This is a genomic window from uncultured Alloprevotella sp. (assembly GCF_963536905.1).
Classification (GTDB): Bacteria; Bacteroidota; Bacteroidia; order Bacteroidales; family Bacteroidaceae; genus Alloprevotella.
In genome coordinates, this window is sequence record NZ_CAUTBW010000038.1 from 1 (window position 1) to 25132 (window position 25132).

Consider the following 25132-nt stretch of genomic DNA (forward strand, 5'->3'; position numbering starts at 1 on the left):
GAGAGGGCATCCATGAATGACTTCTCGCTTAGCAACGCTTTTTAAGCGACGACTAATTAGTTCAAAAATAAAGAGAAAAATGCATAGAAAGCGTTCAAATATTGCATTTCCAAACACCATAAGGAAAAACACGAAAGAGATAATCTTATTGGAGAAAACTCCTCTACTAAATCTTTTTTATGATTGTTTTTGTTTGTTTAGAAAAAGAGCTATATTTGTCGCACTAGCACACTTGAATAGGGATAAAAATAGAAAAAAGATTGTTTTAGTCTGTCAATTACTTCCCTTTCTCAGTTGTTTAACTCATTATTTATTTACAAATTTCAATTACCTATGAAAAAATTTTACGCATTATTTTGGGTTCTTCTGTCAGTTTGGCAAGTTTCAGCGCAACCGTGGGATGGAACTTCCGCTGAAGTTTGGACTCAAGGAGAAGGAACGGAGCAAGCACCCTATCTCATTGAGAAACCTTCAAACTTAGCTTATCTATCGCAGAAGGTAACAGCTGGAGAGTCTTATGAAGGCAAATTCTTTAAATTGACAACAAATTTAGACATGAACGGGAAAGACTTCCCCGTCATTGGCTACTACTACGAGAAAGCCGACCCTGAAACGGGCGACCCTATCGAAGATATGTCTCACTATTTTGCAGGAGTGTTCGATGGAAACCACAAGACGATAGATGGTCTCACAATCACAAAGACCAATACAGTACAGATAACAGCAGATAGCACAGCCGAAGCCGAAATGGGAGTAGGCCTCTTTGCCTGTCTCTCTGAAAGTGGTATCATTCGTAACCTTGTGATAGGTCCACAATCAAACATTGCCTGTGCTAATGCCGTTGGAACGGGGGCTATTGTTGGTGTGCTGAATGGTGGAATCGTGGAAAACTGTGCTAATTTAGGATACGTTGGCTCTATCATGATTGCAGGTGGCATTGTGGGAGCTATGTATGAAAATAGTACTGTACAATATTGCGCCAACAAGGGCAAAGTGAATGGTGCCTTTGGAGATGCCGGAGGCATCGTGGGAGCTATGGATTTATCAGCAATCGTACAAGGTTGCTACAATATGGGGGAAGTAGAAGCCTATACTACTGTTGGAGGAATTGCAGGTAAAACTTCTCAAGAAGATAAAGTACTCTATTGCTATTCAGCAGGAAAGCTCACGGAAGCTGCTGGTGGCGTAAAACTCGGAGCTATTGTTGGCGAAGCCAATGCTGATACAAAAATGGAAGGTAACTTCTATGTTGAAAAGTTCACAAAAAGCATTGATTTAAACGCTGAACCCATATCTGAAGAAGAGATGCGTTCCGAAACAACTCTGCAAAAGTTTAATAATGGCTTAGGAGCAACAATCTTTAAGACTGTTCCAGCCTTAAACAATGGTTTCCCATGCTTCGTTTGGGAAACAAAAGAACTTACTTCTGCTGGCCAACTCACAATTGCTAACGATTTGCTCTTGAATGGTCGCAAGCTTAAGAGTTCACAACCACTGACTATCTATGATCTCTCGGGTCGGATGATTACGAAGGGACAGGATATCCAACTGAATGAAGCTGGTAATTATCTCATTCTACGCCCTGGGATGAAGACGCTAAAAGTTACGGTGAAATAAGAACTACAGAAAATAAGATCTTATAATTGAAGATTCAATCTAAAATTAGTTCCTACACACTACAATAAAAAAGCTCCGTGGAAAGTCTTGCACTTTTCACGGAGCTTCATTTGTATTAAAGAGTAGAACCAACGCATTCTTCAACGCCGCTTTTTATTGTTCTTACTGAAATTAGGATTAAAAGAATGAGACTTATCATCGCGCGTCTTTTGCTTCTGCCGCTGAGGTTTAGAAGTAGGCCTAGGTCCGCGGTCAGGTAGTCCGCCATAGAGTTTCTGTATCAAATCGGGACGGTTCATACGCCGCAACTCAGCCTGAATCTTTGCGCGTTCCTCTGGCTTATACCAAAAGAAGAACATACGCTGACGTAATTTCTGCTGCGGCGTTTGTGCGGAATAAACAGCTTCGAGTGTGTAAGGATGGTAGCCACTATACCACGTCTCGGTACTTACCGTCATGGGAGTAGGCGTGAAGTCTTGAACCTGCTCCAAATGAAAATCCAGCTCTTTCGTAAGTGCTGCCAATTCTGCCATATCCTCTTCCGTACAACCAGGGTGCGAGGATATGAAATAAGGTATAATCTGTTGCTTAAGTCCGGCTTCTTTGTTGATTTTTTCAAAGATGCGTTTGAATTCATAAAACAACTGAAAGCTTGGCTTACGCATAATGTTCAGCACGCGGTCGGAAGTATGTTCTGGAGCCACTTTCAGACGACCACTAACATGCCGAAGAATGAGCTCTTTTGTATATTCTTGTGCGGCTTTATTGGAATGTTCATCTTTACTCTTATGGAGCAGAAGGTCATAACGCACACCGCTACCGATAAAGCTTTTCTTCATGCCAGGAAGTGCGTCAACAACGCGGTACACATCAAGCAGCTGTGTGTGGTCAGTATTGAGATTGGGACACACAGCTGGATTGATACAAGACGGGCGCTTACAACGGGCACATATATCGCGGTTGCGACCTTGCATACCGTACATATTGGCCGATGGTCCTCCTAAGTCGCTCAGATAACCACGAAAGTCGGGCATCTTCGTAACGGCTTTCACCTCACGAATTATGCTCTCCTTAGAGCGTGACATGATAAACTTCCCTTGATGGGCACTAATGGTGCAGAAAGCACAACCGCCAAAGCATCCGCGGTGGATGTTGACGCTGAACTTTATCATCTCATAAGCAGGAATACGTTTGCCGCGATATTTAGGGTGAGGCAAACGCGTATAAGGTAAATCAAAACTATGATCTATCTGCTCCGTTGTCATCGGGGGAAAGGGCGGATTGACAACAATATAATCCTTGCCTAAAGGTTGCAAGATGCGCTGTGCGTGAAGACGGTTACTCTCCTCCTCTATATGACGAAAATTCTCAGCATAATGCTTACGATTGCTCAGACAATCCTCATGACTATGCAGCACTATATCATCATCCGTTATACCTCCTGGAACTTCGTTTTCTTTCACCATTGTGACGGTTTGCGAAACGGGGAACTTTCCAACGATGTTCCGAAAATCGGTAGCAGCCACAAAGGCATCAGGCTCGTGGTGCAGCACTTTGTCCTCCAAAAGCTGGCAAAGCGCAAGCATGGGTAGTTCGCCCATGCCGTATATAATAAGATCGCCCCCGCTCTCCTTGAGAATGCAAGGTTTGAGGGCATCTTTCCAATAGTCGTAATGGGTAAGGCGGCGAAGACTGGCTTCTATCCCTCCCAGCACCACAGGAACATCAGGATATATCTGTTTGAGAATTTGAGAATATACTATCGTTGGATATTCTGGTCGCATATCGTGACGACCATCCGGACTGTAAGCATCTTCCGAACGCAGACGGCGGTTGGCCGTATACTTATTAACCATAGAGTCCATACAGCCAGGTGCAATTCCAAAAAAGAGGCGTGGCCGTCCGAGCTTCTTAAAGTCGCGGAAGTCACCATGCCAGTCGGGCTGCGGTACTATGGCCACACGGTAGCCTTCAGCTTCCAATATGCGGCCTATGACTGCTGCGCCAAACGAGGGATGATCGACATAAGCATCTCCACTAAAGAGGATAACATCTAAGTAGTCCCAGCCACGCTGACGGACTTCCTTCAACGTTGTTGGAAGAAAGTCGGTCAGTTGCACCCTCTTTTCAGTCTGTATATTTTGAAACATCTATTCTCATAAAGAGGAAGTTACCCTCTATTCCTCTTACTTATTAAAATTCCACTATCGTAATTCCCGCTCCACCAAACTGAACGTGCTCGTCATGAAAGGATTTAACGCCGGGGACCGTTTGAAGATATTGGCGGACAAGAGCGCGGAGAGCACCTGTTCCCGTTCCGTGAAGAATACGAACTTGCGACTGCTCTAGGAGTATGGCATCGTCAATGAAATGAGATACCACGTCGAGCGCTTCATCCCCGCGCATACCGCGTAGGTCTATCTCAGACTTAAAATTCAACTTTTTTTCGTAAACAGCATCCCGTGTCTGCTTCGACACAAAGGTGGAAACTTTTGAGATATTATTGATCTCTGGCTTCACCGTTACTTCGAGGCGCGACAGAGGAACGTTGGTGTGCATCATACCAAAGAGAACGCGAGCTTGCTTACCGGTAATCACTTCCACGTGCCCAACTGTAGTTTGGCCTTTTAAGCGGACATAATCCCCCACCCTCACTTTTACTTGAGTAGGTACAGTCTGAGGCTGATCGGAAGCATTCTTTGACAACGTACTAACCAACTGTTGCAGTGCAGAACCTTTCTTTTCAGACTTCCTCTGCTGCCGGCGTTTGATTTTCTCAATTTTTCGTGCTATGCGGTCTTCCTCTTCCACGTCCTGACGAAGGGCGTTTTTATATTCATCTAACTGTTGGCGCACTTCGCGCGTTTTTTCTTTCTCGGCCTGGGCTTCTTTGATGGCACGGATAGTGCTTTCGATTTTTGCATTACTCTGCTTGAGTAAGTCCTGTGCTTCCTCTTTCGCTTTAGCCATCACTTGTTTCCGCTCCTGATTGAAATTCTGGAGTTCTTTCTCGTAGTTGGCCAGCGATGCCTGCAGCTGCTTCTCCTGCGTGTGCACTTTCTGACGCTTGGTCTCCCAGTACATTTTATCGCGAGCTATGTCCTGGAGGTATTTATCGGACATGACATAGTCCTTCCCTACCAAGTCGGCAGCATAGGCTATCACATCTTCGGGTAAACCTATCTTGCGGGCTATCTCTATGGCGAAACTGCTACCTGGATGGCCTATGCGCAACAAGAATAGCGGTTGCATCTGTGCGCGGTCGTATAGCATAGCTCCATTCACTACACTCTCCGTTGAATCAGCAAAATGTTTGAGATTTTGGTAGTGGGTTGTGATGACGCCGTAAGTACCGTTTTCCACAAAGCGGTTAAGGATGGCTTCAGCCATAGCTCCACCTATTTGGGGTTCTGTACCGCCGCCAAATTCATCAATCAAGAGCAGCGAATGAGGCCCGGCATTTTTCATCATGGCTTTCATACCGAGCAAGTGACTGCTGTAAGTGGAGAGTTCGTTTTCAAGGTCTTGCTCGTCGCCAATGCTGATGAAAATATCCTGGAAAATACCCATCACGGAATTTTCGCGCATAGGTACGGGCATACCGCATTGTAGCATATACTGCAACAAGCCGACAGTTTTCAAACAAACAGACTTACCGCCTGCATTAGGGCCTGAAATCAACAGAATATGTTGCTTACCTTTGAGGGCAATATCGAGCGGCACCTGCTTACTGCCGTGGCGCTGCAAACTTTGCTGAAGCAGCGGATGAATGGCTTGCACCCAATCCATATAGGGATATTTGCGCACTTCAGGAATAACAGATTCAAATGTCGTTGAAAAGCTCGCCAAGGCGCGCAGAAAGTCGATATGAGCCAAGAAGTGTAGACTTTGCAACATGGCAGGCGCACAAGGGCGAATGTTGTTGGTCAATTCTTGCAAGATACGAATGACTTCGCGCTTCTCCTGCGACTTTAATTCGCGGATACGATTGTTTGCATCTACAACTACTGATGGTTCTATGAAAACAGTCTTGCCTGTGGCACTCTCATCGTGTATGATACCCTTAATTTTTCGCTTAAGGGCCGGAGCTACAGGAATCACCAAACGCCCATCACGCAGTGTGGGCGCAACATCGCGGTCTATGTAGCCTTCGTTCTGTGCCTCGGTGATGAGGGTGCGCAAACTATGGCTGATGCCACGCGTTGTTACTTCTATCGAATGACGAGTTTGGAGCAATTCGGGAGAAGCCGTATCCTTGACTTTTCCGTATTTGTTGAGCACTTCATCAATGCGCTTGACAATTTGCGGAAATGTCTCCACATTGGAAGCCATCTGAGTGAGTGCTGGGTATTCGGGTGTTTCGCCGTCGCCTTTTTTGCGAAAGAAATCAACTAAATCACTGACCGACTTGAGCGAACGTTTCAAATCGAAAAGCTCAAGTTCTTCCAGGTGTGTGCGCTCCGGACGGATGCGCATCAAGGCCTGACGAACATCGAAAAAGTTTTCTTCGTAAACGTCGTCTTCCTCTTCAGAAAAACGTATGAAGTCGCGCACCTGTTCGAGCGCTTCTCTCACGTCTTCGTATCGGGACAGAAATTTGAGTTGACTATCTACCCATTCGGTGCCAAGCGTGGACATGCAACGCCCTTTAAGCAACGTCCGAATTTCGTCAAACCCGATTTTCTGTTCAAAATTTTCAGGGAAAATCATGCTTGTATTTATTTTTAGGCAAAGATACAAAATAGATACGAGATAAGGGAGAAACAGAACGGATAGAAGCTCTCAGCAAATGACGCGCGAGGAGACGTTATTTACTGCTACTTTATTTGACAATAAATACTTTTCTTCCAGAGAAGAGAGCCTTAAAAAATCCGCCAGCAACCTAAGAAAAGAGCGTCTCAATGGTGTATTTTCTAAAAATTCTCTCTATGAGGTTTTGAAAAAGAGCCGATATGGGCATTGTTTTCATCATTTTTGCGATTTTCATATACTGAAGAGGCGCTTCTATCCTTATGCTGCCAGGTGATACAATAAAGATAATGCATCAATAAAAAACCAGCCCTACTGAGAAGTTATTTTACAAATAACATCCCGATAGAGCTGGCGAGTTTTAAGAAATATGGTTTATTTTATCACCAAAGCGCGGTCGATAGCATCCACTAAGGAAGCGTTGTGGGCCTGCGTCTTAGCATCAGCCACTGGCATACTCAGTTTCTTGCGTAGTTGCTTCAACGTTGAAAGCACAGCAGGACGCGCATCATTAGAAAGACTTGCCGATTTGAAGAAGTCGATCAGATTCTGCACATAAAGTTTCTGCACATCACGCGTGTACAGAGAAGGCGTACTGCTCTTAAAGATGTAATTTGTGAGATCCTGCAAATATTCTGGAGCCTCGTATTCACTGTTCAAACCATTGAGCAGAGAGGAGTTGACAAGCAGCATCATGGTGCGTGCGGCAATGCCGTATGTAGCGTTATTTACATCTGGGAAAAGACTTTTTACATAAGCTGGCTCGCGGAACCACGTAGGCTCTGTGATAACGTTATCAGCAACAAACTTCAAACATTCTTTCTGACGGGCCTTGCTGACGTTGATATAAACATTTCCTCCATTGTCCACCGTACCATAATTTTTGTAGACACCACCTATGTTGCGGATAACGTGTCCCATATAACGGAGGAACTGGCTCTGCACCTGTTGGTACATTGACTTGAGGTTTGTGGAATAAATATCATTGCTTTGATAGGTCCATTCGGGCAACTGTGGCAACATGCGCTTCAAGTTGCGAATACCATAATAAGAAGCCTTGACAGCATCATCGCCCAAGTCCTCTGTTTGGCAACGACTGTCGCGGGTAGTATTCGTTTCACCATCACCAAACCAGATTCTCGGCTGACCACTAATCTTTGAATCGACACGTGCCTTGGCATAAGCCTCGTTCGTCATCTTCTCGAGCTCATAATGGTCGCTATTGTCATCATAGGCATTCCACATCGGAGTGTAACCCCATTTGATAGCCCATACATCATAGTCGCCAATGCGCGGGAAGATTCCCGCACGCGAGATACCATCTTCAGGCTGCGCCACATAGTTGAAACGAGCGTAGTCCATAATGGAAGGCGTGTGCCCGTGAGCCTCAACAAAAGCTTTGTTGCGAAGACTATCGACAGGAACAGTGCTGCTTGAGCCGAAGTTATGGCGAAGACCGAGCGTGTGGCCCACTTCGTGAGAAGACACAAAGCGAATGAGCTCGCCCATTAGCTCGGTGTCGTACTTCATCTTGCGAGCAGCCTCATCAAGCGTTCCGGCTTGAATCATATACCAGTCGTGTACCAGCGTCATCACGTTGTGATACCAGCAAATATGACTTTCCAGAATTTCACCTGAGCGCGGGTCGTGCACCTGTGGGCCATAAGCATTTTCTATCGGAGCGGCCAAATAGCGAATCACGCTGTAGCGCGCATCCTCCATACTCATCGTTTTGTCAGAATCAGGCCATTCTTTTGCAAGAATAGCATTCTTAAAGCCTGCTGCCTCAAAAGCTTTCTGCCAGTCCTCAACACCTTGAATCAAATACTTGCGCCATTGTTTGGGGGTGGCAGGATCGATATAGTAAACAATCGGTTTCTTCGGCTCCACAAGTTCACCGCGTTTCATCTTCTCCATGTCGGCAGAATCTTTTGGTTCTAAACGCCAGCGAGTGATGAAGCGTTTCGGCTCAACACGTTGCTGATTGTCACTGAAATAAACAAAATCGTCAGTGAAATAGCCTACGCGTGGATCAAAGAAACGGCGCATCATCGGCTTCTTAGGGAGCAGTACAAACGAAATGTTCAAGCCGAAGGTGATCTTTCCAGTGGCCGATGCCGCTGCCGTACGCATTTTCTGCGACATAAAAGTTCTGACCAAACGGATTTCTGTGTTCATCGGGAACGTTTTAACGCTTTCAATATATGAAAGCTGTGGCAGGAACCCTGCAAGGCCAATATCTTGTTTATCGTCTTGGGGCACGCTAAAAGCGGCATTGTCATCATTGAGTAGAGATGTGACTTTAATCTTATACATACCCTTCACATGACTTTCTATTTTGAAGGCGGCAATGATTGGATTTGTATTACTGATTGTCACCGCGCGATTGATAGCATCAATGGAATCGGCAGTATTCATCAAAATATTTGAGCGCATCAAAAGTCTATCGCCTGGTGCTTTCTCGAAATAGATGGTTTGCTGATTTATCTGCTCACCGGCAAACTTGCCAACGTTGGCTGGCGCTTGCGTGAGACGCACAGTGGTTAAAAACTCGCGAGATAAAAGACTATCAGCGATTTCAAAGAAATAGTCTTCACCTTGCTTTGTTACAGTGAACAGACCTTTCGTAGTCTCAGGTTTTGCAGCAGAAGCCTGCTGTCCGCCTGCTGAAGCCACCGTAGCAGAAGGCTTTGCAGACTGTGTTTTTTTCCGAGCGACTGATGGTATACTTACCAGCAGACCGCAAAGAAGAAACGGAATGACATGTTTCATAGGTGTGTAAAAAAAAGATTGATATTATATTTTTAGAATTTCCTTTTTGAAGAGTTCGAAAGAACCGTCCAAACGACTCAGTTCGTAGTCGCGCAAACGGAGGGAGAAAGTTCCAGGAAGTTCTCCAAGGGCAAAATAGGACTGCAAGATACTGGCCATATTATAGCTCAAGTTATCGCCGCGCTGCATTAGTTGAACGCTATAGGTGCGCAGCAGCTTAGTGTCGTGTTCCACCTTTTTGAGTTGTTGGAACATTTCGTAATAACACGGCAGGGTCCCTGCTGACAAGAGATAGAACGCTTGTGCGGAAATATCGTCAGAACAAAACAAATGCAAGAGCGAACGAACTTCTTCCACTGTGCGAACTACAGGCAAGAGAGAAAGCAAAAGCTTCCGACAATCTATCGGACTGGCCACATCGGCAAACTGCTGTAATGTAAGTATATCAAGTTTGAAATGGTCCGCGGAATAGAGCGTAATGGCAGCTTTGAGAAAGGTGCCAAGATAGGCTTTGGAGTTGGAGGAAACCAGAATAAGGAAAGAGTTCCAAAAAACCGTGGGACTGTTGGCCAACTTAGGCAAGAGCTTCTCCCCCAGCAAGAAGCCAGCCGTTCGAAAATCCTGATTGGAAAGCCCCTCTAAGAAAGAACGCAGTCCTTGAATATCGTCCGCGCCCAGATAGGCTTGCAGACGACGTTCAAGAACTGGATTATGTCTCTTCAGTATGGACATGTTTATAAAAAGAGAATGTAGCAAGTGAAAAGAAATAGCCACTGACTGCGGCTCTTATCTTATTTTCGAGTTAGCAAGACAACATTCTCCACATGCTGTGTGTGGGGGAACATGTCTACGGGCTGCACCTTAAGAACCTTATATTTTTCGTCCAGCAATTGGAGGTCGCGCGCCTGCGTAGCAGGATTGCAGCTGACATAAACGATGCGTTCTGGAGCAGCATTAAGAATCACGTTGACAACATCAGCGTGCATACCCGCACGTGGTGGATCAGTAATAATCACATCAGGCCGACCGTATTGCGCAATAAAGTCATCGTTCAGAACATCCTTCATATCGCCCGCGAAAAATAAGGTATTGTCGAGTTTGTTTAAGGCTGCGTTCACTTTAGCATCTTCAATAGCCTCTGGAACGTACTCAATGCCTATTACCTGCTGCGCCTGATGAGCCACAAAGTTGGCAATTGTCCCCGTACCCGTGTAAAGGTCGTAGACAAGTTCTTTACCTGTTAATCCAGCAAAGTTGCGCGCCACTTTATAAAGCTCATAGGCTTGCTCTGTATTGGTTTGATAGAAGCTCTTAGGACCTACTTTGAAGCGGAGGTCTTCCATCGTTTCGTAGATATAGTCGTGGCCGGCGTAAATCTGAATGTCTAAGTCGCCAATCGTATCGTTACACTTCTGGTTATCTACCCACAAGAGAGAAGAAACCTCGGGGAAGTTGATGTGTATCCACTCCATCAGCGCCATTGCTTTTGGCTGATCGTCAGCCTCTTTCAAACAGAATTGCACAACGAGCATCACCTCGCCCGTGGCCGATGTGCGAATCATTATGTTTCGCAAAAGGCCTTCCTGCTTGCGGAGGTCGAAGAATGTCAAAGCGTTATCAAAAGCATACTGGCGAATACCATTACGCAAGCGGTTGTTGATATCGTCCATGAGCCAGCACTCGTCAATGTCGAGTATCTTATCAAAAGCTCCAGGGATATGAAAGCCCACGGCATTCATATTGTCGAATGTCTCGCCCGAAGATATCTGCTCTTTCGTCAACCATTTTTTATTGGAAAAGCCAAACTCCAATTTGTTGCGGTATTGCTTGACATGTTTACTACCGAGTATTGGAGAAATCTCGGGAAGTTCCACCTTGCCAATACGGGTCAAAACATCTGTCACCTGCTGCTGTTTGTAGGCAAGCTGCTCCTCATAGGGAAGAATCTCCCACTTGCAACCGCCACAAACACCATAGTGTTTGCAAAAAGGTTTGCAACGCTTTTCAGAATACTTATGGACTTTAACAGCTTCGGCTTCAGCATAAGAATGCTTTTTTCGCGTTAGCTGCAAGTCTACAACATCTCCAGGTACAACATAAGGAACAAAAATTACCATCCCATCAACGCGCGCTAAGGCTTTTCCCTCAGCTGCCACATCGGTTATTTCGATTTGCTCCAATAAAGGAAGCGGCTTTTTCTTTCGACTCATTAGTATATATGTAATCTATTGCAAAGATACACAATTATGGCGAGAACCACAGAATCTGCTGTTTTTTGCAAATAAATGTGGTTCTATCTCTATTTTGCTTAAAAAGTCCCTCTGAGGGACAAAGATTTCGACTCAAAGCATAGCGTAAAGGCGCGTGACAAGTCGAGGAGCAGCAAACTCACTGCGCACTTTCTCATCAACGACAATATAACCACGCTCCACAAGTAGAGGCAAAGCTTCAGCAGGAAGGTCTACCTCATAACAATCTGCTAACAACACACGATGGGTCAAAACGTGTTTCATACCTTCTGCCACCAAGTGATAGCTGCTTCCTGAAGGCAGATCAGCAGTACGGACCACCTCATCAAATTCCGCCTTGTGCTCAAACTCTAACAAAGGCGGTTCGTAGAGACCTTGCCAAATGTCGCCGGCTCCCCTACGATGCAAAAAGATTTTCCCCTCACATCGAAGATAGAGATACACAAAATAGCGTGTTTTCACCTCCGTCTTTTTCGACTTCACGGGAAGTTGCTCGACACAGGCAGCAGAGTATGCCACACACGTATGGCTTAGCGGACAATCTGTACACTGAGGGCTCTGCGGAGTACACTGCAATGCGCCAAAATCCATAAGAGCTTGGTTGTAATCGCCTGGATGTAGCTCGTCAAGAAGTTGCTGTGCCAACTCTCTAAAGACTTTTTTCCCGGCGGTTGTATCTATCGGTGTGAAAATCCCAAAATGGCGAGCTAACACGCGATAGACATTTCCATCGACAACAGCTGTAGGCAATCCGAAAGCAAAGGCAGATATGGCAGCGGCCGTGTAATCTCCCACGCCTTTTAGTGTGCGAATTTCTTCATAGGTTGTAGGAAAATGTCCGAGAGCCGCAATTGTTTTTGCTGCTGCATGAAGATTTCGCGCACGGGAGTAATAGCCCAGTCCCTGCCACTGCTGCATCACTTCATCCTCACTGGCGGCAGCTAAAACAAAGACATCGGGGAAGCGCTCTAAGAAGCGCAAATAATAGTCGTATCCCTGCGCTACTCGCGTTTGTTGCAAGATGATTTCAGAAATCCAAATACGATAAGGATCTTTCGTGTCGCGCCACGGCAAAGGGCGTTTGCGCTCCTCATACCACTTCAGCAACACTTGAGCAAACTCAGAAGAGAAAAGAAACGAGTTACCAAGCAATGCCTCGCAACTCGTATCAAATTTCTCGTATGTAGCGGTCTGTCTTTCTAACGACTCATTTTTTATTGGGTCTTTTTTCAATCGTGGAATAATTTAATGCGTTGTTCTTCGCTTAGTTTGCAAATCAGCAGTGTACCATCGCGCTCGGCAACGACATAGCCGTCCAGGCCTTGCACTACTACTTTCTTCAACTTCTCAGCATGTACCACGCAGTTGAAACTATCATAGAAATTGATATCCGGTCCTATTCCAGCATTGCCATATCGGTCCTTCTGACTATTGTCGCGGAGCGATGTCCATGTGCCGAGATCGCTCCAACCGAACGAAGCAGGACACACAAAGATTTCTTCTGCCTTTTCCAAGATGGCATAGTCCACACTGATATTCTCAAGCGACGGATAGAGTTCATTGATGCGTTCTTGTTCCTCTTCCGTGTCGTAAATCGGAGTCAAGCGTTCGAAAGCTTTCGACATATCGGGCTCGTAAACGCGAAAGGCATTGATGATCGTAGATACGCTCCAGATGAAGATACCTGAATTCCACAAATAGTTATCATGCGTCACATATTCTTGAGCCAGTTCGAGGTTGGGTTTTTCTTTGAAAGAGTCGACACGGAAAATATCTTTTTTCCGACTGGAAGAGAACGTCAAATCAGCCTTGATATAGCCATATCCTGTTTCGGGGCGCGTAGGGTGAATTCCTAAGGTAACAATGGCGTCGGTCTCAGCCGAAAACTCCATCGCGTTCTCTACAACGCTGCGAAAGGTTGAGGCATCGAGCACCACATGGTCGCTGGGTGTCACTACGATATTGGCACGCGGATCGCGCTTCTTGATTTTGTAGGACACATAGCAAATACACGGAGCTGTATTGCGGCGACACGGTTCGAAGAGCACATTGGTTGCTGGCACTTCGGGCAACTGTTCTGCAATAGTGGCTTTGTACTTTTCCGAGGTAACAATCCAAATGTTCTCCATCGGGACAAAGTTCTTAAACCTATCCACAGTGAGTTGAATCAAGGTCTTGCCACAGCCCAACACATCCAAGAATTGCTTTGGGACAGCCTCACTACTCAGCGGCCAAAAGCGGCTACCGACACCGCCCGCCATAATGACTAAATGATTCATTCGTCTCTCTACTTATCGTCTTGAGTGGTTCCTTCGATATATATACGCACCAAACTATTTGAAGCATTGGAACGAACCGTTACAGGTTTCTTAAAAGGACCTGCATACGTATTCTTACCATCATACGTAACCTTCACTTCGCCTTTCTTACCTGGCTCAATGGGTTGCTTCGTGAAATCGGCCACGGTGCAACCGCAGCTGCTAAACGCCTGCTGAATCACCAGCGGTTTGTCGCCTGTATTCGTAAAAGAAAACGTAACCGTCTGTGGCTTGGAAATAGAAAAAGTTCCAAAGTTGTGCGTTGTCTTGTCGAACTTAATCACTGCCTGCGCATTCAGACTTTGGAATACGCCAGCCAAAAGTATTGAAAATAAGAATAAAAATTTCTTCATAATCTCAATTTTAATTTGGTATAGGTAGCGAAGATAGGAAATTATCTTAATAATAAGGATATTTAGTATTATAAATCACACTTTTTCAGATGTAATACACTATATTTGCTTCAGAATCCACATAATTATGCCTATAACTTCCTTTCCTGTTTCTGCTCTTGATAGCCCTGACAGAGTGATTCTTGGTATCGACCCTGGTACCAACTTTCTTGGCTATGGCATCATTCGTAAGCAGGGGCGCAAGGTGGAAATGCTTGCTATGGGTATTATTGATCTCCACAAGGTGGCCGACATGTATCTGAAATTAGGCCGTATCTATGAACGCGTACAAGGCATCATAGATTCCTACCTTCCGGATGAAATGGCCATTGAAGCTCCATTTTTTGGAAAGAATGTGCAAAGTATGCTCAAACTTGGACGAGCACAAGGTGTTGCTATTGCAGCTGCCATGAGTCGGCAGATACCGATCCACGAATACGCGCCACTGAAAATCAAGCAAGCCATCACAGGTAATGGGCAGGCCTCAAAGGAGCAGGTGGCTGAGATGATGAAGCGCATGCTCCATCTGCGCGACGAACAGATGCTCTCCCATCTTGATGCCACTGATGCTCTCGCCGCTGCATATTGTCACTATTTACAATCGGGCCATGACAATCGTACCGAGGGAGCTCCGCGCTCGTGGAAATCATTTGTCAATCGCAATCAAAATCGTGTGAGTTCTGGTCTTACGGGTCCGCAGCAACGATTGGCTGCCGCCTTGGCCAAAACAAATAAGAAAGTATGATTAACTACTATGCTGAAAATATCACTAATTCTACTCTTTCTTCTTAGCTGTGGCACAACCGCAAAAACCCAGGAAGTGTACAACTATGTGCTGAACAACGCTATCCGAACAGTTCAGTCACCTACCAGTGGTTTTACACAAACACGTATTGCACAATTCAAGCAAACAGCATTGACATATCTGCGCAAGAAAGCCACAGAAACCATGCCGGAGGTGACAGATCAGTTTCTGAACACCCAGGCCTATTATATGTCAGAATTTATAACTCTCTTCTTCGATGAAATCCTCAAGAGCAAGAAGCAGGATTGCGAGAAGAAGAAAGCTAAAATTATGTTGTTCATGGATGCCAGCAAGAGCAACCCGCTCTTCGATGATACGGACACTGAAACAACCGACTCCTACATTTTGGAAGGCAATCAGCTCACGCCTTTCTCTCTCAACACCGACTGGCCACGGGCTTACGCTGCGGCAAAGGACAACATATAAAATAAGAACGTCCCCCTATGGACAAATAGCCTTATTGTTTTCAAAAATGCAATAAGGCTATTTTTTTATACAATAAGGCTACCAGCCGACAGCCTTATTGCGTCAGCTGACAGAATAAGGAAAATCCCGACTTCTTGCTATCCTGTTTTTCTCCTCATAAATATCTCCAAAGAAGAGCAGAAAGAGGCTGAACGAATGCTTATGGAGCAGAAAGGTGGACAGAAGAGAAACGATGAGAACAGCCCAACAGAAGTCAAAGATAGGAGAAGCTTTCCGCATCGAGGATAAAAGAAGTTCTCCTCCCATCATTGCAGATGGGAGGAGAAACCTTTGTTAGAACATATAGAGTCGTTATTCGACCTTAGGCTAAATGCTATAATTACAAGAGCTTTCTTATTAGATAGAAAAAGGCCATGCCTCGCTTTTTGTAGCGAAAGGCATGGCCAAAAACTTGTAACTAATCTCCCCAAATGGAGCGATGAAGTTCGTCATCAGAACCAAATTTCGAGTCTACGAAACCGCTCTGTTCTCTTGTTCCAATTTCTTCTGTGGAAGGGTCGAACTGCCCATTTGAAACACCAGGGCTTGCAGTTATCATCAGGCTCTCTGCCGAGAATAAGAATGTCTCGTTCTGTGGTTTAATGTACTTTTTCTTTTCCATGATATTTTTGTTCTTATTTGATCATGATTTTCTTTCCGTTGTAGATATACAAACCATGTTGTGGTTTCTCAACGCGCTGACCATTCAAATTGTAGTAAACTCCATTGTTAACATTCGAGGAAGCTGCATCAACAGCATCGATACCTGTGATTGTAGTGTTATCGTCCATGAAAGTGAACACGAGTCTTGCCGTTGCAGGTACATTGGCGATTTTAGCATAAGCCTTGTGTACTGGCATTGTGAAAGAAGCAGGAGCCTTCTTGAAGATACCTTGAGCAGCAGATACTACGAAGATAGGATCAGAACCAGTAGTGATGAGCTTATCCTTTACAGTTTGTCCAACCATCAGGTTGTCACGAACGGTATATGCTGTGTTGTCTTTCTCACCAATAGCATAGTAGAAACTATCAGGAATTGCTTCGTAGGAAAGAACCTTCAGCAGAACGCCTGTTTCTGCAGGAACATAGCTGAAATCAGATGCAGCGCCACCCTTCTCGTCGATGCTGACCATCTGGATGCTGTACTTAGAGTCACCATAGTCGCCCTTACCTCTTTGGATACCAGCTGTTGTAGCTACGAATGCTGCAACATCGGGGGTCTTACTATTGTCTCTATAATAGATACCCAAATCAGCATCAAACTCACGTGCGAACGTGCCGTATTTGTGAGTAAGCTTCAAACCTGGAATCTTGTAGTCAACCTTAGAAGCATAGTTTGCCCAGCCTTTTGCAGCCTTATAAGTAGCAACAGCACTCTTCTTTACATAGATATTCGGCAGTGTGGTTGGGAATTCAGAATAGCCTGAACCAAGTTCCCACTTCGTAGCGCTCATATCGCGGGGAGGAATAGCATTAGTGAAGAAGACCTTCTCAATAGTAGAAGAACCATCGGCTTTCTTGAAGGCATCAATACCTAAATAGTCGAGAGGGGTACGGAATACTACTTCCTTAATGTTGGTAGTGTTGTCCTTCATGGCATAGTCGCCCCAAAGACGTACCTCATAATTAGTACCAGCGTTCTCTACACGTGCTGGAACCAGATAGGTATAGACATCGCTCTTAACATCAACCACCATAACTGCCTTTTTAGACAGAGGGAAGTATTCAGTAGGACCATAACCGTTAGGATCTTTGAAGAAAGATACACCAATGTTATGGAAAGAGTGCCATAGACTGTTTGCCTGATACAGACTCTCTGAGCCATTGCGTACACTGATGTCGATCTTCGACTTATCTACGTTTGGTGCATAGAAAGCAGTAGGGTCTACATCGGTAGCAGGAATAGGAGTCTTGCTCAAGAAGGCAATAGTGTTCAGTTGCTTACACATATCGAAAGCATGTGCACCAATCTTCTTGACCTTCTCGGGGATGGTAATGTTCTCCAGATTCTGGATATAATAGAAAGCATAGGGGCCAATCTCCTCGATGACAGGAGGAAGCATAGTGTAGTAGGTGTTAGCCTTTCCTGGAGGGAAGGAGATAAGAGTCTTTTTATCCTTGCTGAGCAGGAAGCCGTCAACACTTGAATATTGAGTGTTATTCTTATCAACATTGATAGCTGTCAGTGAACCGCAGAACTGGAATGCCTTCGGGTCGATATTAGTAGTAGCTGCAGGAATATTGATCGTCGTAATCTTTTGGCAGCTGTTGAAGGCAGACTGCGCAAGCGTGGTTACACTTTCGGGCAAATCAATGTTCAAGAGACCTGTGTTTTGGAACGCACCTTGGCCGATAGTTGTGATCTGTGCTGGAGCGGCAAATGTTACAGAAGACATATTAGAGCAACCGTTGAAAGCACCCGTATTAATCATCGTTACAGATGTGGGAATCTCAAAAGTAGGCAACTTGGTATCACCGCTGAACGCGTTGGTCTCGATAGTTTGCAACACACTTGTTCCTAAGAATCTGAAAGATTCAAGATTTGTACAACCTTGGAAAGAGCCGTTACCGATAGATTGAAGTTGTGAACCATTATCAACGGTCACAGTTTTGAGTTTTGTACATCCGTTGAAAGCAGCAGCACCCAATTCTTGCAGAGAAGCGGGAAGTTCCAACTTCTCCAAACCTGAATTAACGAAGACCCATGTACCAATTTTCTTGATATTGGATGTAGGTTGGAACACGAGTTCTTTCAAATTGCTTGTTCCTTGGAAGGCATCGTTGTCAATTTCTTCTACGCTTGGAGTCAGCGTGAGTTTTGTGATCTTTGCAGCATAATAGAAAGCTCTCTTTCTGATTTTCTTAGTAGTGGGTTCTGTAGTATAAGGCCCCTGCTTGCCAGCAGGATAAGATATCAGTTCCGTCTTATCCATATTGTAAAGCACACCATTAGCAGAAGCATAAACAGTGTTACCTGCCTCCACATTGATAGCTGTCAGAGCAATGGATCCAGAGAATGCACCATTAGCGATGTTAGTGACAGTTGAAGGAACTGTAACTGTCTGCAAATAGCGGCATGAATTGAAGGCATCTGCACCAATCTCTTTGAGCGGTGCACTCATCTTAACAGAAGAGAAACCTTCTACACGAGCAAAAGCGGAGGGGCGAATTTTCTCTACCGTTGTAGGAACGGTATATTCATAAGTGCCATATCCCAAAGTAGGAGTTCCTTTACCACAAGGATAAACCACCAACTCTTTTCCATCAGCTGTGAAAACTACGCCATCTTCACTCTTGAAGTTGGCATTACCTGAAGTTACATTGATTGCGGTGAGTTTTCGCGCAGAAGTGAAGCCGTTATAACCTGGTGAAGAGAAAGGAAGATCCTTCAAGGTTGTTGGCAATGTAACGGACGTGATATTCTTGGCTGCCTGAAAAGCATTGACACGGATACCTGTGGTGCCTTCTGGAACAGAATAGCTGGCATTAGGACGGTCTACAGGATAGTCCAACAACCATTTGTTAGCTCCATCTCTCTCGTAGAGCACACCGTTGTCAGAATAGTATTTTGCATTGCCTGCATCCACATTGATCGCTTGCAGAGCTTGGCAGGAAGAGAACACACCATTTGCCATATCGGTCACTGATGCGGGAATAGAGATAGTAGTCAGTTTAGTACCACCAAGAGAGTTTGCCTCCATCGCTGTCACCGTGTTTGGTATGGAAACACTGGTTGCGTTGGGCACAGAACTATTGTTCTGGATACGAGTTACCTTCCACTTAATGTTTACACTGTCCATTACTTCAGCGGGGATAGTTAAAGCCCCACTTTTGTTTGAGCCAGCAAAGGCGACCTCCTTGTTTACCAAACTGGTAATCACATAGGTCATACCATCTTTAGTAAACTTATCGCCATTAATGGCGGCATTTGCGGTCGCCACATTTAGCGCGATAAGCACTAACAGTAATAAAAATTTTGTTTGTCTCATAATAAAAAAAATATATAAATCTGTTTTATTTATCCTGTATATTATATAGCTCTAAGTTATTCCGTTTTTATATTATCCCGTATGTATAGCTCTAAATTATTCTGTTTTATTTATCTTTATTTATAGCTCTGAGTTATTCTAAAAAAACTTCATAATGAGAAATGGAGCTTATAGTCGCTGGCTTTCACCTGGCCAACGAATCCGACGAAATAGGCAACGGGAACTCTTGCGAAGTCTCGACCTAAAGGCATTGTGCAGTTTTTCACGCGCACGCCTATTGATGTTATGTAAAGAGTGAGTAGCTCTGCACTTAGAGAGAAAAAAGAGAAATATATTTGGAACAGATAGAGAATACAGCACAGAGAAATCTCCATTTCTCTGAACTGCGCATGTTCCTTTATTTTTACACAAGGAATAATTGCAGTGATTGTATTTCTTCGTAAATCTGTTCACTTTTCTTTATTTCGATAACTGGCGCAAAGATAAACAGTGTATTCGGAACTTGCAACAAAAACGCAGAAAAAAAGTAAAATACGACAGAAATGAAACCGTTTTTGCCACCTTTAGTCAGCAAAAAATACACTATTTGGTTATAAACAGAACATCATAAGAGATACGAAATTAAGGTAAAAAAATATTACATTTAAACAATATTATTTTTGTTCTAATTTACTTTTCTAAAAACAACACTGACAAGCAGGGATATTTTACGCACACAAAATTAATTCCTTCTAATGGCTTGTTTTCAATACATTTTAAGCATTATGTGTTAATACCTTCCTCTGTCCTAAATTACTTTTTCAAAGGAGAGAATAGACAAATAAAGAATTTTGTTTTTATGAGAGGAAGATCCACTGCTAAGCATTTTTCAAGATAGAATCGGTTTTGTATGGTGAATCTTTAGAAAAAAACAATTGATAGAAAGTGATTATTTAATTTTATCCTATGTCAGTTGCTATATTCCCCAGAAGTCGAGATACTGACGAGCCACTTTCAGATGGTCGTGATAGCGACGAATGTATTCACGACTGTCAGCTTTTAACTGAAGAATATCAGTTTTTCGCTCCATTAAAAGACAGAGTTGGCGATAAACATCCTCTTCATTGGGCTGCACATTAACAATGGGTTTCAAATCTGTATCACCAAGAATAGCATAGTTTTCAGGTTCGGCTCCGCCCACGACAATCATGCCATGCGACATGGCTTCCAAAGCGTTCATCGCAGGCGTATAGGAATAAAGCTGATCGAGCAAGATGTCCGAGTTGTTGAAAAGACGAACGTATTCTTCAAAAGGAACGGACTCGGCGCGCACTATTTCCATAGCGTCAGGATAACGCTGAGCCACTTGCTCTAAGGCTCTCAACATAATATCCGTGCCCTTGTAGGCACTCCGCGCTTTTTGAATACCAATGAAGAAGCGGAGGGGCTGGTGAACACTCAATGGAGATTCATCCACACGAATAGGAAAAGGGATGAAGCGGAGTTTGTCTGCGAACTCGTTCCGATAGCTGGCATAGTATTCATATAAGCCTGCAATAATCCCATCACAATCGGCAGCGATTTGACGATTAAGAAGGCCTTTAGCCCCATAAAGCCAATCACGAATCCAAGCTTCATTATCGGAATTGTGGCGAAGTTGGTTGCCAAAATTAAAATCGCTATAACGGAAGGTTGTACAGTCGAGGCAGGTACGGACGTAATAATGGTCCATACCAAAAGCACCCATAAAGACTTTCTTATTATATCGCCTCAAGTCCTGATAAAAAGGCAAGATACGCTCTCCTTTGAGCGGTAAAAAAACAGGATTGATGAGTTGGACAACATCATATCCCCGAAACTTGCGGCATTTCCACTGGAGCTCAAAATAATAACGCAAACTGCTCCAGCGCGAGAGCGATGGACGACGGAGGTCTATGTCTCGCGGATAGTTTTTCCAGCCATCACCATCGGAAGCCACCGTGACGTAATGGCCAAGTTCTCGCAATCCCGCTGCCAGCGTGGCGTGGACATTACTATAATCGCCTAAGAGAAGTATGCGCATAAATCAAGAAGTGTCTTGCAGTTGATAAAAAAAAGAGAACAACAAGAGAGAGTTTCCGCTCCGTCCTGTTGTTCTCTTTATAGTAAGAATCTTACTCAGCAGCAGCTTCTTCTGCTGGCTTCATATTTGTATAAACCGTCTGAACGTCGTCGAAATCTTCGAGTTTCTCCACCATCTTGTCGATGGTTTCACGCTCTTCGGGCGTTACATCTTTGAGGTCGTTGGGGATGTAGGTGAATTCAGCACCGATTACTTCGAAACCTGCTTCTTCAAGGTGTTTTTGAATTTCGCCGAAGCTCTTCGGATCTCCATAAATGGTGATACTATCTTCTTCGGGGTCTTCATCGAATTCGTCTTCTACGCCATAGTCAATAAGGTCGAGGATGAGCTCGTCCATATCCAGTCCGTCCTTGCGTTTGAACGTGAAAACAGCCTTATGATCGAAGAGGAAAGCCAAAGAACCCATTGTGCCAAGGTTGCCGTTAAACTTATTGAAGACACTGCGAACATCGCCCACTGTGCGAGTAGTATTATCGGTCAGCGTATCAACAAAGATGGCGACACCGTGAGGACCATAGCCTTCGTAGGTCATTGTCTTGTAGTCGCTCTGGTCTTTGCCCATTGCGTTCTTAATGGCGCGCTCAATATTGTCCTTCGGCATATTCTCGCGCTTTGCATTAGCGATAATAGCACGCAATGCAGGGTTGTTTTCTGGTTCTGGACCGCCGGCCTTTACTGCAATAGCAATCTGCTTACCAATTTTAGTAAACGTACGAGCCATATGGCCCCATCTCTTCAGCTTAGATGCCTTACGATATTCAAATGCTCTTCCCATGGGAATCTATATTTTTTGTTGTTCTTATTTTTATTCGAAAATAGAGACTGTCTTTCGTGGAGCACGAATATGCTCACCGCGATTGATTGCTCCGTAACTCTTTCTGTTTATCTCAACTTAGCGTCTAACTGCTTCTGCAAACTTGTGATAATCTTGTTCATGACGGCATCGACTTGCTTATCGTTCATCGTCTTTGTTTCATCTTGCAAAGTGAAATTGACGGCATAGCTCTTCTTGCCTTCTTCAAGATTTTTTCCTTCATAGACATCGAAGAGTGTAACCTTCTTCAGCAATTTCTTATCTGCCTTATAGGCAATATCTGCAATCTGTTTGAACTGAACTTCCTTATTAACAAGCAGAGCGAGGTCGCGGCTAACAGCTGGATATTTGCTAATCTCTGTGAATTCGACTTTGTTCTTGCGTGTCTTCTTCATCAGCTCATTCCAATTGAACTCGGCAAAGTAGACGTCATTCTCTAAGCCTTGCGCAGCAGTAAGTTTCTTTGCAACAACACCGAACTCAAGCAACACCTTTCCATTGCGATCTGCCACTTGCAGGCTCTTGCTAAAAATATCGGCAGTACCATCTTGAATGAGCAAGCCTCCAAGTTGGACGCCAAGACGCTGAAGAATACCAACGACATAGGCTTTCAATTCGTAGACACTAGAAGGCTCATTAGGATGTGCCCAGCTACCTTCGACATGATTACCTGTCAACCAAAGTCCTAAATGGCATTCCTCAGAATAGGCCGCCATATGATTTTTTTCTGCTAACTTTTCAAGAACTCCACCATCCTGGAAATCCTCTTCTCTAGCGGATTGAGGCTCGCTTTCAGCTGATGGCTTGCGGCGACTTGCATCGAAAGCATAGACATTACCCAACTCAAAGAAACGAAGGTTGGTCGCACGGCGATTCACATTGCGAGAAAGACTTTCTAAACCGCCGAAAAGCAAGGTTTGACGCATTACGTTCAAATCTGAACTCAAAGGATTGATGATATGAACTAAATGCTCCTTAGGATAGCTCTTCAACTCATTATAATAAGCTTCTTTGGTGAGAGAGTTATTCATAATCTCATTAAAGCCTTGCCCTATGAGCTGCTGAGCGATAAGCTTCTGTAACTTGTTACTACGATCTGCTTCACCTTCTACAGTTAGGCAAGAGTTCATAGTAGAGGGTATCTCAATGTTATTATAACCATAGATACGCAGAATCTCTTCTACGACATCGCAAGGACGCTGCACATCTACACGATAGGCTGGGACGTGGAGAGTGAGTTCTGTTTCGCTTTCGGCTACAATCTCCATTTCCAAATTAGTAACGATTTCTTTGACCACTTCTCGTGGAAGTTCTTTGCCAACTAAGTCATTAACGTATTGGAAGTTTAAGACGACAGGGAAATACTTCGGAAGTTCACCAGCTTCCACATCTTTGATTTCCATACTAATAGTACCCCCTGCCAATTCCTTTGTAAGGAGAGCGGCAGCTTTCAATGCATAAATTTGTCCGTTAGGGTCTACACCACGTTCAAAACGGAAACTGGCATCAGTGCTCAAGCCATGACGACGAGCACTCTTTCGTATCCAAGTGGGATTGAAATAAGCACTTTCAAACAACACATTCTTAGTTGTTGCGTAAGTACCACTACCCTTACCACCAAAAACACCGGCAATGCACATAGGTTCTTTTGTATTGCAAATTGCAAGATCACGATCAGACAAAGTATGTTCTTCACCATCGAGCGTTACAAAAGGGGTTCCCTCTGGCATAGATTTGATGATGACTTGTTGCCCTTCAATCATATCTGCATCAAAGCAGTGAAGAGGCTGACCGTAAGCCATCATTATATAATTGGTAATATCTACGATATTGTTAATAGGACGAAGACCTATCGTTGTCAATTTCTTTTGTAACCACTCAGGACTTTCCTTAACTACGCAATCTTTTACTGTGACTGCACAATAGCGCGGACATGCTTCTGCATTTTCAATTTTAACATCAATGGGCAAGTCTTCATTGTCTGCTGCAAAAGCATCAACGCTGGGACGATGAAGACTGGTATTATAACCATTACGCTTTAGCCAAGCATAAAGATCACGAGCCACACCGTAATGAGATGCAGCATCAATACGGTTTGCCGTTAAATCAACTTCAAGCAGAAAATCACTCTCTAAGTTAAAATACTCGGCAGCAGGAGTTCCAACTTTCGTATCTTCAGGCAAAACAATAATTCCATCATGACTTGTACCTACTCCAATCTCATCTTCAGCACAAATCATTCCGAAAGAATCTAAACCGCGCAGCTTCGACTTCTTTATAACAAACTCTTTATCTCCATCATAGAGTTTGGCTCCTAAAGTGGCGACAATAACTTTCTGTCCAGCTGCAACATTAGCAGCACCACAAACAATTTGAACAGGCTCTCCATTTCCTAAATCCACAGAACATACGTGCATATGATCTGAATTAGGATGTGGCTCACAAGAAAGAACATGGCCTACTACCAAACCTTTCAACCCTCCACGAATAGATTGCACCTCTTCAACACCGCCAACTTCCAAACCAATAGAAGTTAATGCAGCAGATAATTCTTCAGCCGAAAGATCAAAGTCTACATATTCCTTCAGCCATTTATAACTTACATTCATACGAATAAATTTGCTTCTATGAAATTGCTCAAAGGCAATGACTCTGACTTTTTATAGTCGAACGCAAAAATAATAGAAATCGGATGAAAAGCAAAGAAGAATGAAAGCTAACTGTCTCCTGACCATAAACCCAGACTCCAGCAACCAGTTTGCCCTTCTCAGAAAAGTAAATCTGCAAGCCTCTGCCTCAAACACACAAAAGAGACTCCCATCAGATGATTGCTCTGATAGGAGTCTCTTATTTGAAAAAAG

Annotated in this window: 16 protein-coding genes; 3 read left to right on the forward strand and 13 right to left on the reverse strand. The window is 44.2% G+C overall.

Going from position 1 to position 25132, the window contains the following annotated elements:
* The first annotated feature begins 333 nt into the window (after window positions 1–333).
* A complete protein-coding gene (locus ABLA33_RS07445) occupies window positions 334–1617 on the forward strand; it encodes a peptidase A26 (protein ID WP_347719831.1) in 1284 nt (427 codons plus the stop codon).
* 140 nt (window positions 1618–1757) lie between these two features.
* On the opposite strand, the gene ABLA33_RS07450 is transcribed toward ABLA33_RS07445, so the two are convergent.
* From ABLA33_RS07450 to ABLA33_RS07485, 8 genes are all read right to left on the reverse strand, one after another.
* A complete protein-coding gene (locus ABLA33_RS07450; RefSeq protein WP_347719832.1) occupies window positions 1758–3767 on the reverse strand; it encodes a YgiQ family radical SAM protein in 2010 nt (669 codons plus the stop codon).
* A gap of 43 nt (window positions 3768–3810) precedes the next feature.
* The gene (locus ABLA33_RS07455) at window positions 3811–6327 is read right to left on the reverse strand and encodes a Smr/MutS family protein (protein WP_315090923.1); all 2517 of its coding nucleotides are present in this window, start codon (window positions 6325–6327) and stop codon (window positions 3811–3813) included.
* A 414-nt stretch (window positions 6328–6741) separates the two neighbouring features.
* A complete protein-coding gene (locus ABLA33_RS07460; protein ID WP_347719833.1) occupies window positions 6742–9138 on the reverse strand; it encodes a zinc-dependent metalloprotease in 2397 nt (798 codons plus the stop codon).
* A gap of 24 nt (window positions 9139–9162) precedes the next feature.
* Window positions 9163–9870 carry a hypothetical protein gene (locus tag ABLA33_RS07465; protein WP_347719834.1) on the reverse strand — a complete coding sequence of 236 codons (708 nt, stop codon included), beginning with the start codon at window positions 9868–9870 and terminating at the stop codon, window positions 9163–9165.
* Between the two features lie 59 nt (window positions 9871–9929).
* Window positions 9930–11348: a 23S rRNA (uracil(1939)-C(5))-methyltransferase RlmD gene (gene rlmD / locus ABLA33_RS07470; RefSeq protein ID WP_347719835.1), complete on the reverse strand. Its 1419-nt coding sequence runs from the start codon at window positions 11346–11348 to the stop codon at window positions 9930–9932.
* A 132-nt stretch (window positions 11349–11480) separates the two neighbouring features.
* Window positions 11481–12497, reverse strand: a complete 1017-nt coding sequence (gene mutY, locus ABLA33_RS07475; protein ID WP_347719842.1) for an A/G-specific adenine glycosylase — start codon at window positions 12495–12497, stop codon at window positions 11481–11483.
* Between the two features lie 119 nt (window positions 12498–12616).
* Window positions 12617–13666 carry a mannose-1-phosphate guanylyltransferase gene (locus ABLA33_RS07480; RefSeq protein WP_311490141.1) on the reverse strand — a complete coding sequence of 350 codons (1050 nt, stop codon included), beginning with the start codon at window positions 13664–13666 and terminating at the stop codon, window positions 12617–12619.
* Between the two features lie 8 nt (window positions 13667–13674).
* Window positions 13675–14058 carry a DUF1573 domain-containing protein gene (locus ABLA33_RS07485; RefSeq protein WP_311490142.1) on the reverse strand — a complete coding sequence of 128 codons (384 nt, stop codon included), beginning with the start codon at window positions 14056–14058 and terminating at the stop codon, window positions 13675–13677.
* Window positions 14059–14185: 127 nt separating this feature from the next.
* Between ABLA33_RS07485 and ruvC the strand changes: the two genes are divergently transcribed.
* Together ruvC and ABLA33_RS07495 are read left to right on the forward strand one after the other, a co-directional pair.
* Complete coding sequence (ruvC, locus tag ABLA33_RS07490) at window positions 14186–14842, forward strand: crossover junction endodeoxyribonuclease RuvC (protein ID WP_347719836.1); 657 nt, start codon at window positions 14186–14188, stop codon at window positions 14840–14842.
* Window positions 14843–14851: 9 nt separating this feature from the next.
* The gene (locus ABLA33_RS07495; protein WP_315090915.1) at window positions 14852–15328 is read left to right on the forward strand and encodes a hypothetical protein; all 477 of its coding nucleotides are present in this window, start codon (window positions 14852–14854) and stop codon (window positions 15326–15328) included.
* Between the two features lie 457 nt (window positions 15329–15785).
* Here ABLA33_RS07495 and ABLA33_RS07500 read toward each other — a convergent pair whose 3' ends face one another.
* The 5 genes from ABLA33_RS07500 to pheT all read right to left on the reverse strand — a co-directional run bounded on the left by ABLA33_RS07500 (window position 15786) and on the right by pheT (window position 24880).
* Window positions 15786–15989: a hypothetical protein gene (locus ABLA33_RS07500; RefSeq protein WP_347719837.1), complete on the reverse strand. Its 204-nt coding sequence runs from the start codon at window positions 15987–15989 to the stop codon at window positions 15786–15788.
* Between the two features lie 13 nt (window positions 15990–16002).
* Window positions 16003–19356, reverse strand: coding sequence for a leucine-rich repeat protein (locus ABLA33_RS07505; RefSeq protein ID WP_347719838.1), 3354 nt, complete (start codon window positions 19354–19356; stop codon window positions 16003–16005).
* Window positions 19357–20311: 955 nt separating this feature from the next.
* The gene (locus tag ABLA33_RS07510) at window positions 20312–21397 is read right to left on the reverse strand and encodes a glycosyltransferase family 1 protein (protein WP_347719839.1); all 1086 of its coding nucleotides are present in this window, start codon (window positions 21395–21397) and stop codon (window positions 20312–20314) included.
* Between the two features lie 91 nt (window positions 21398–21488).
* Window positions 21489–22232, reverse strand: a complete 744-nt coding sequence (locus ABLA33_RS07515) for a YebC/PmpR family DNA-binding transcriptional regulator (RefSeq protein ID WP_347719840.1) — start codon at window positions 22230–22232, stop codon at window positions 21489–21491.
* A gap of 107 nt (window positions 22233–22339) precedes the next feature.
* Window positions 22340–24880 (reverse strand): phenylalanine--tRNA ligase subunit beta, encoded by a 2541-nt coding sequence (gene pheT, locus ABLA33_RS07520; protein WP_347719841.1) that lies wholly within the window; start codon window positions 24878–24880, stop codon window positions 22340–22342.
* Window positions 24881–25132 lie beyond the last annotated feature (252 nt).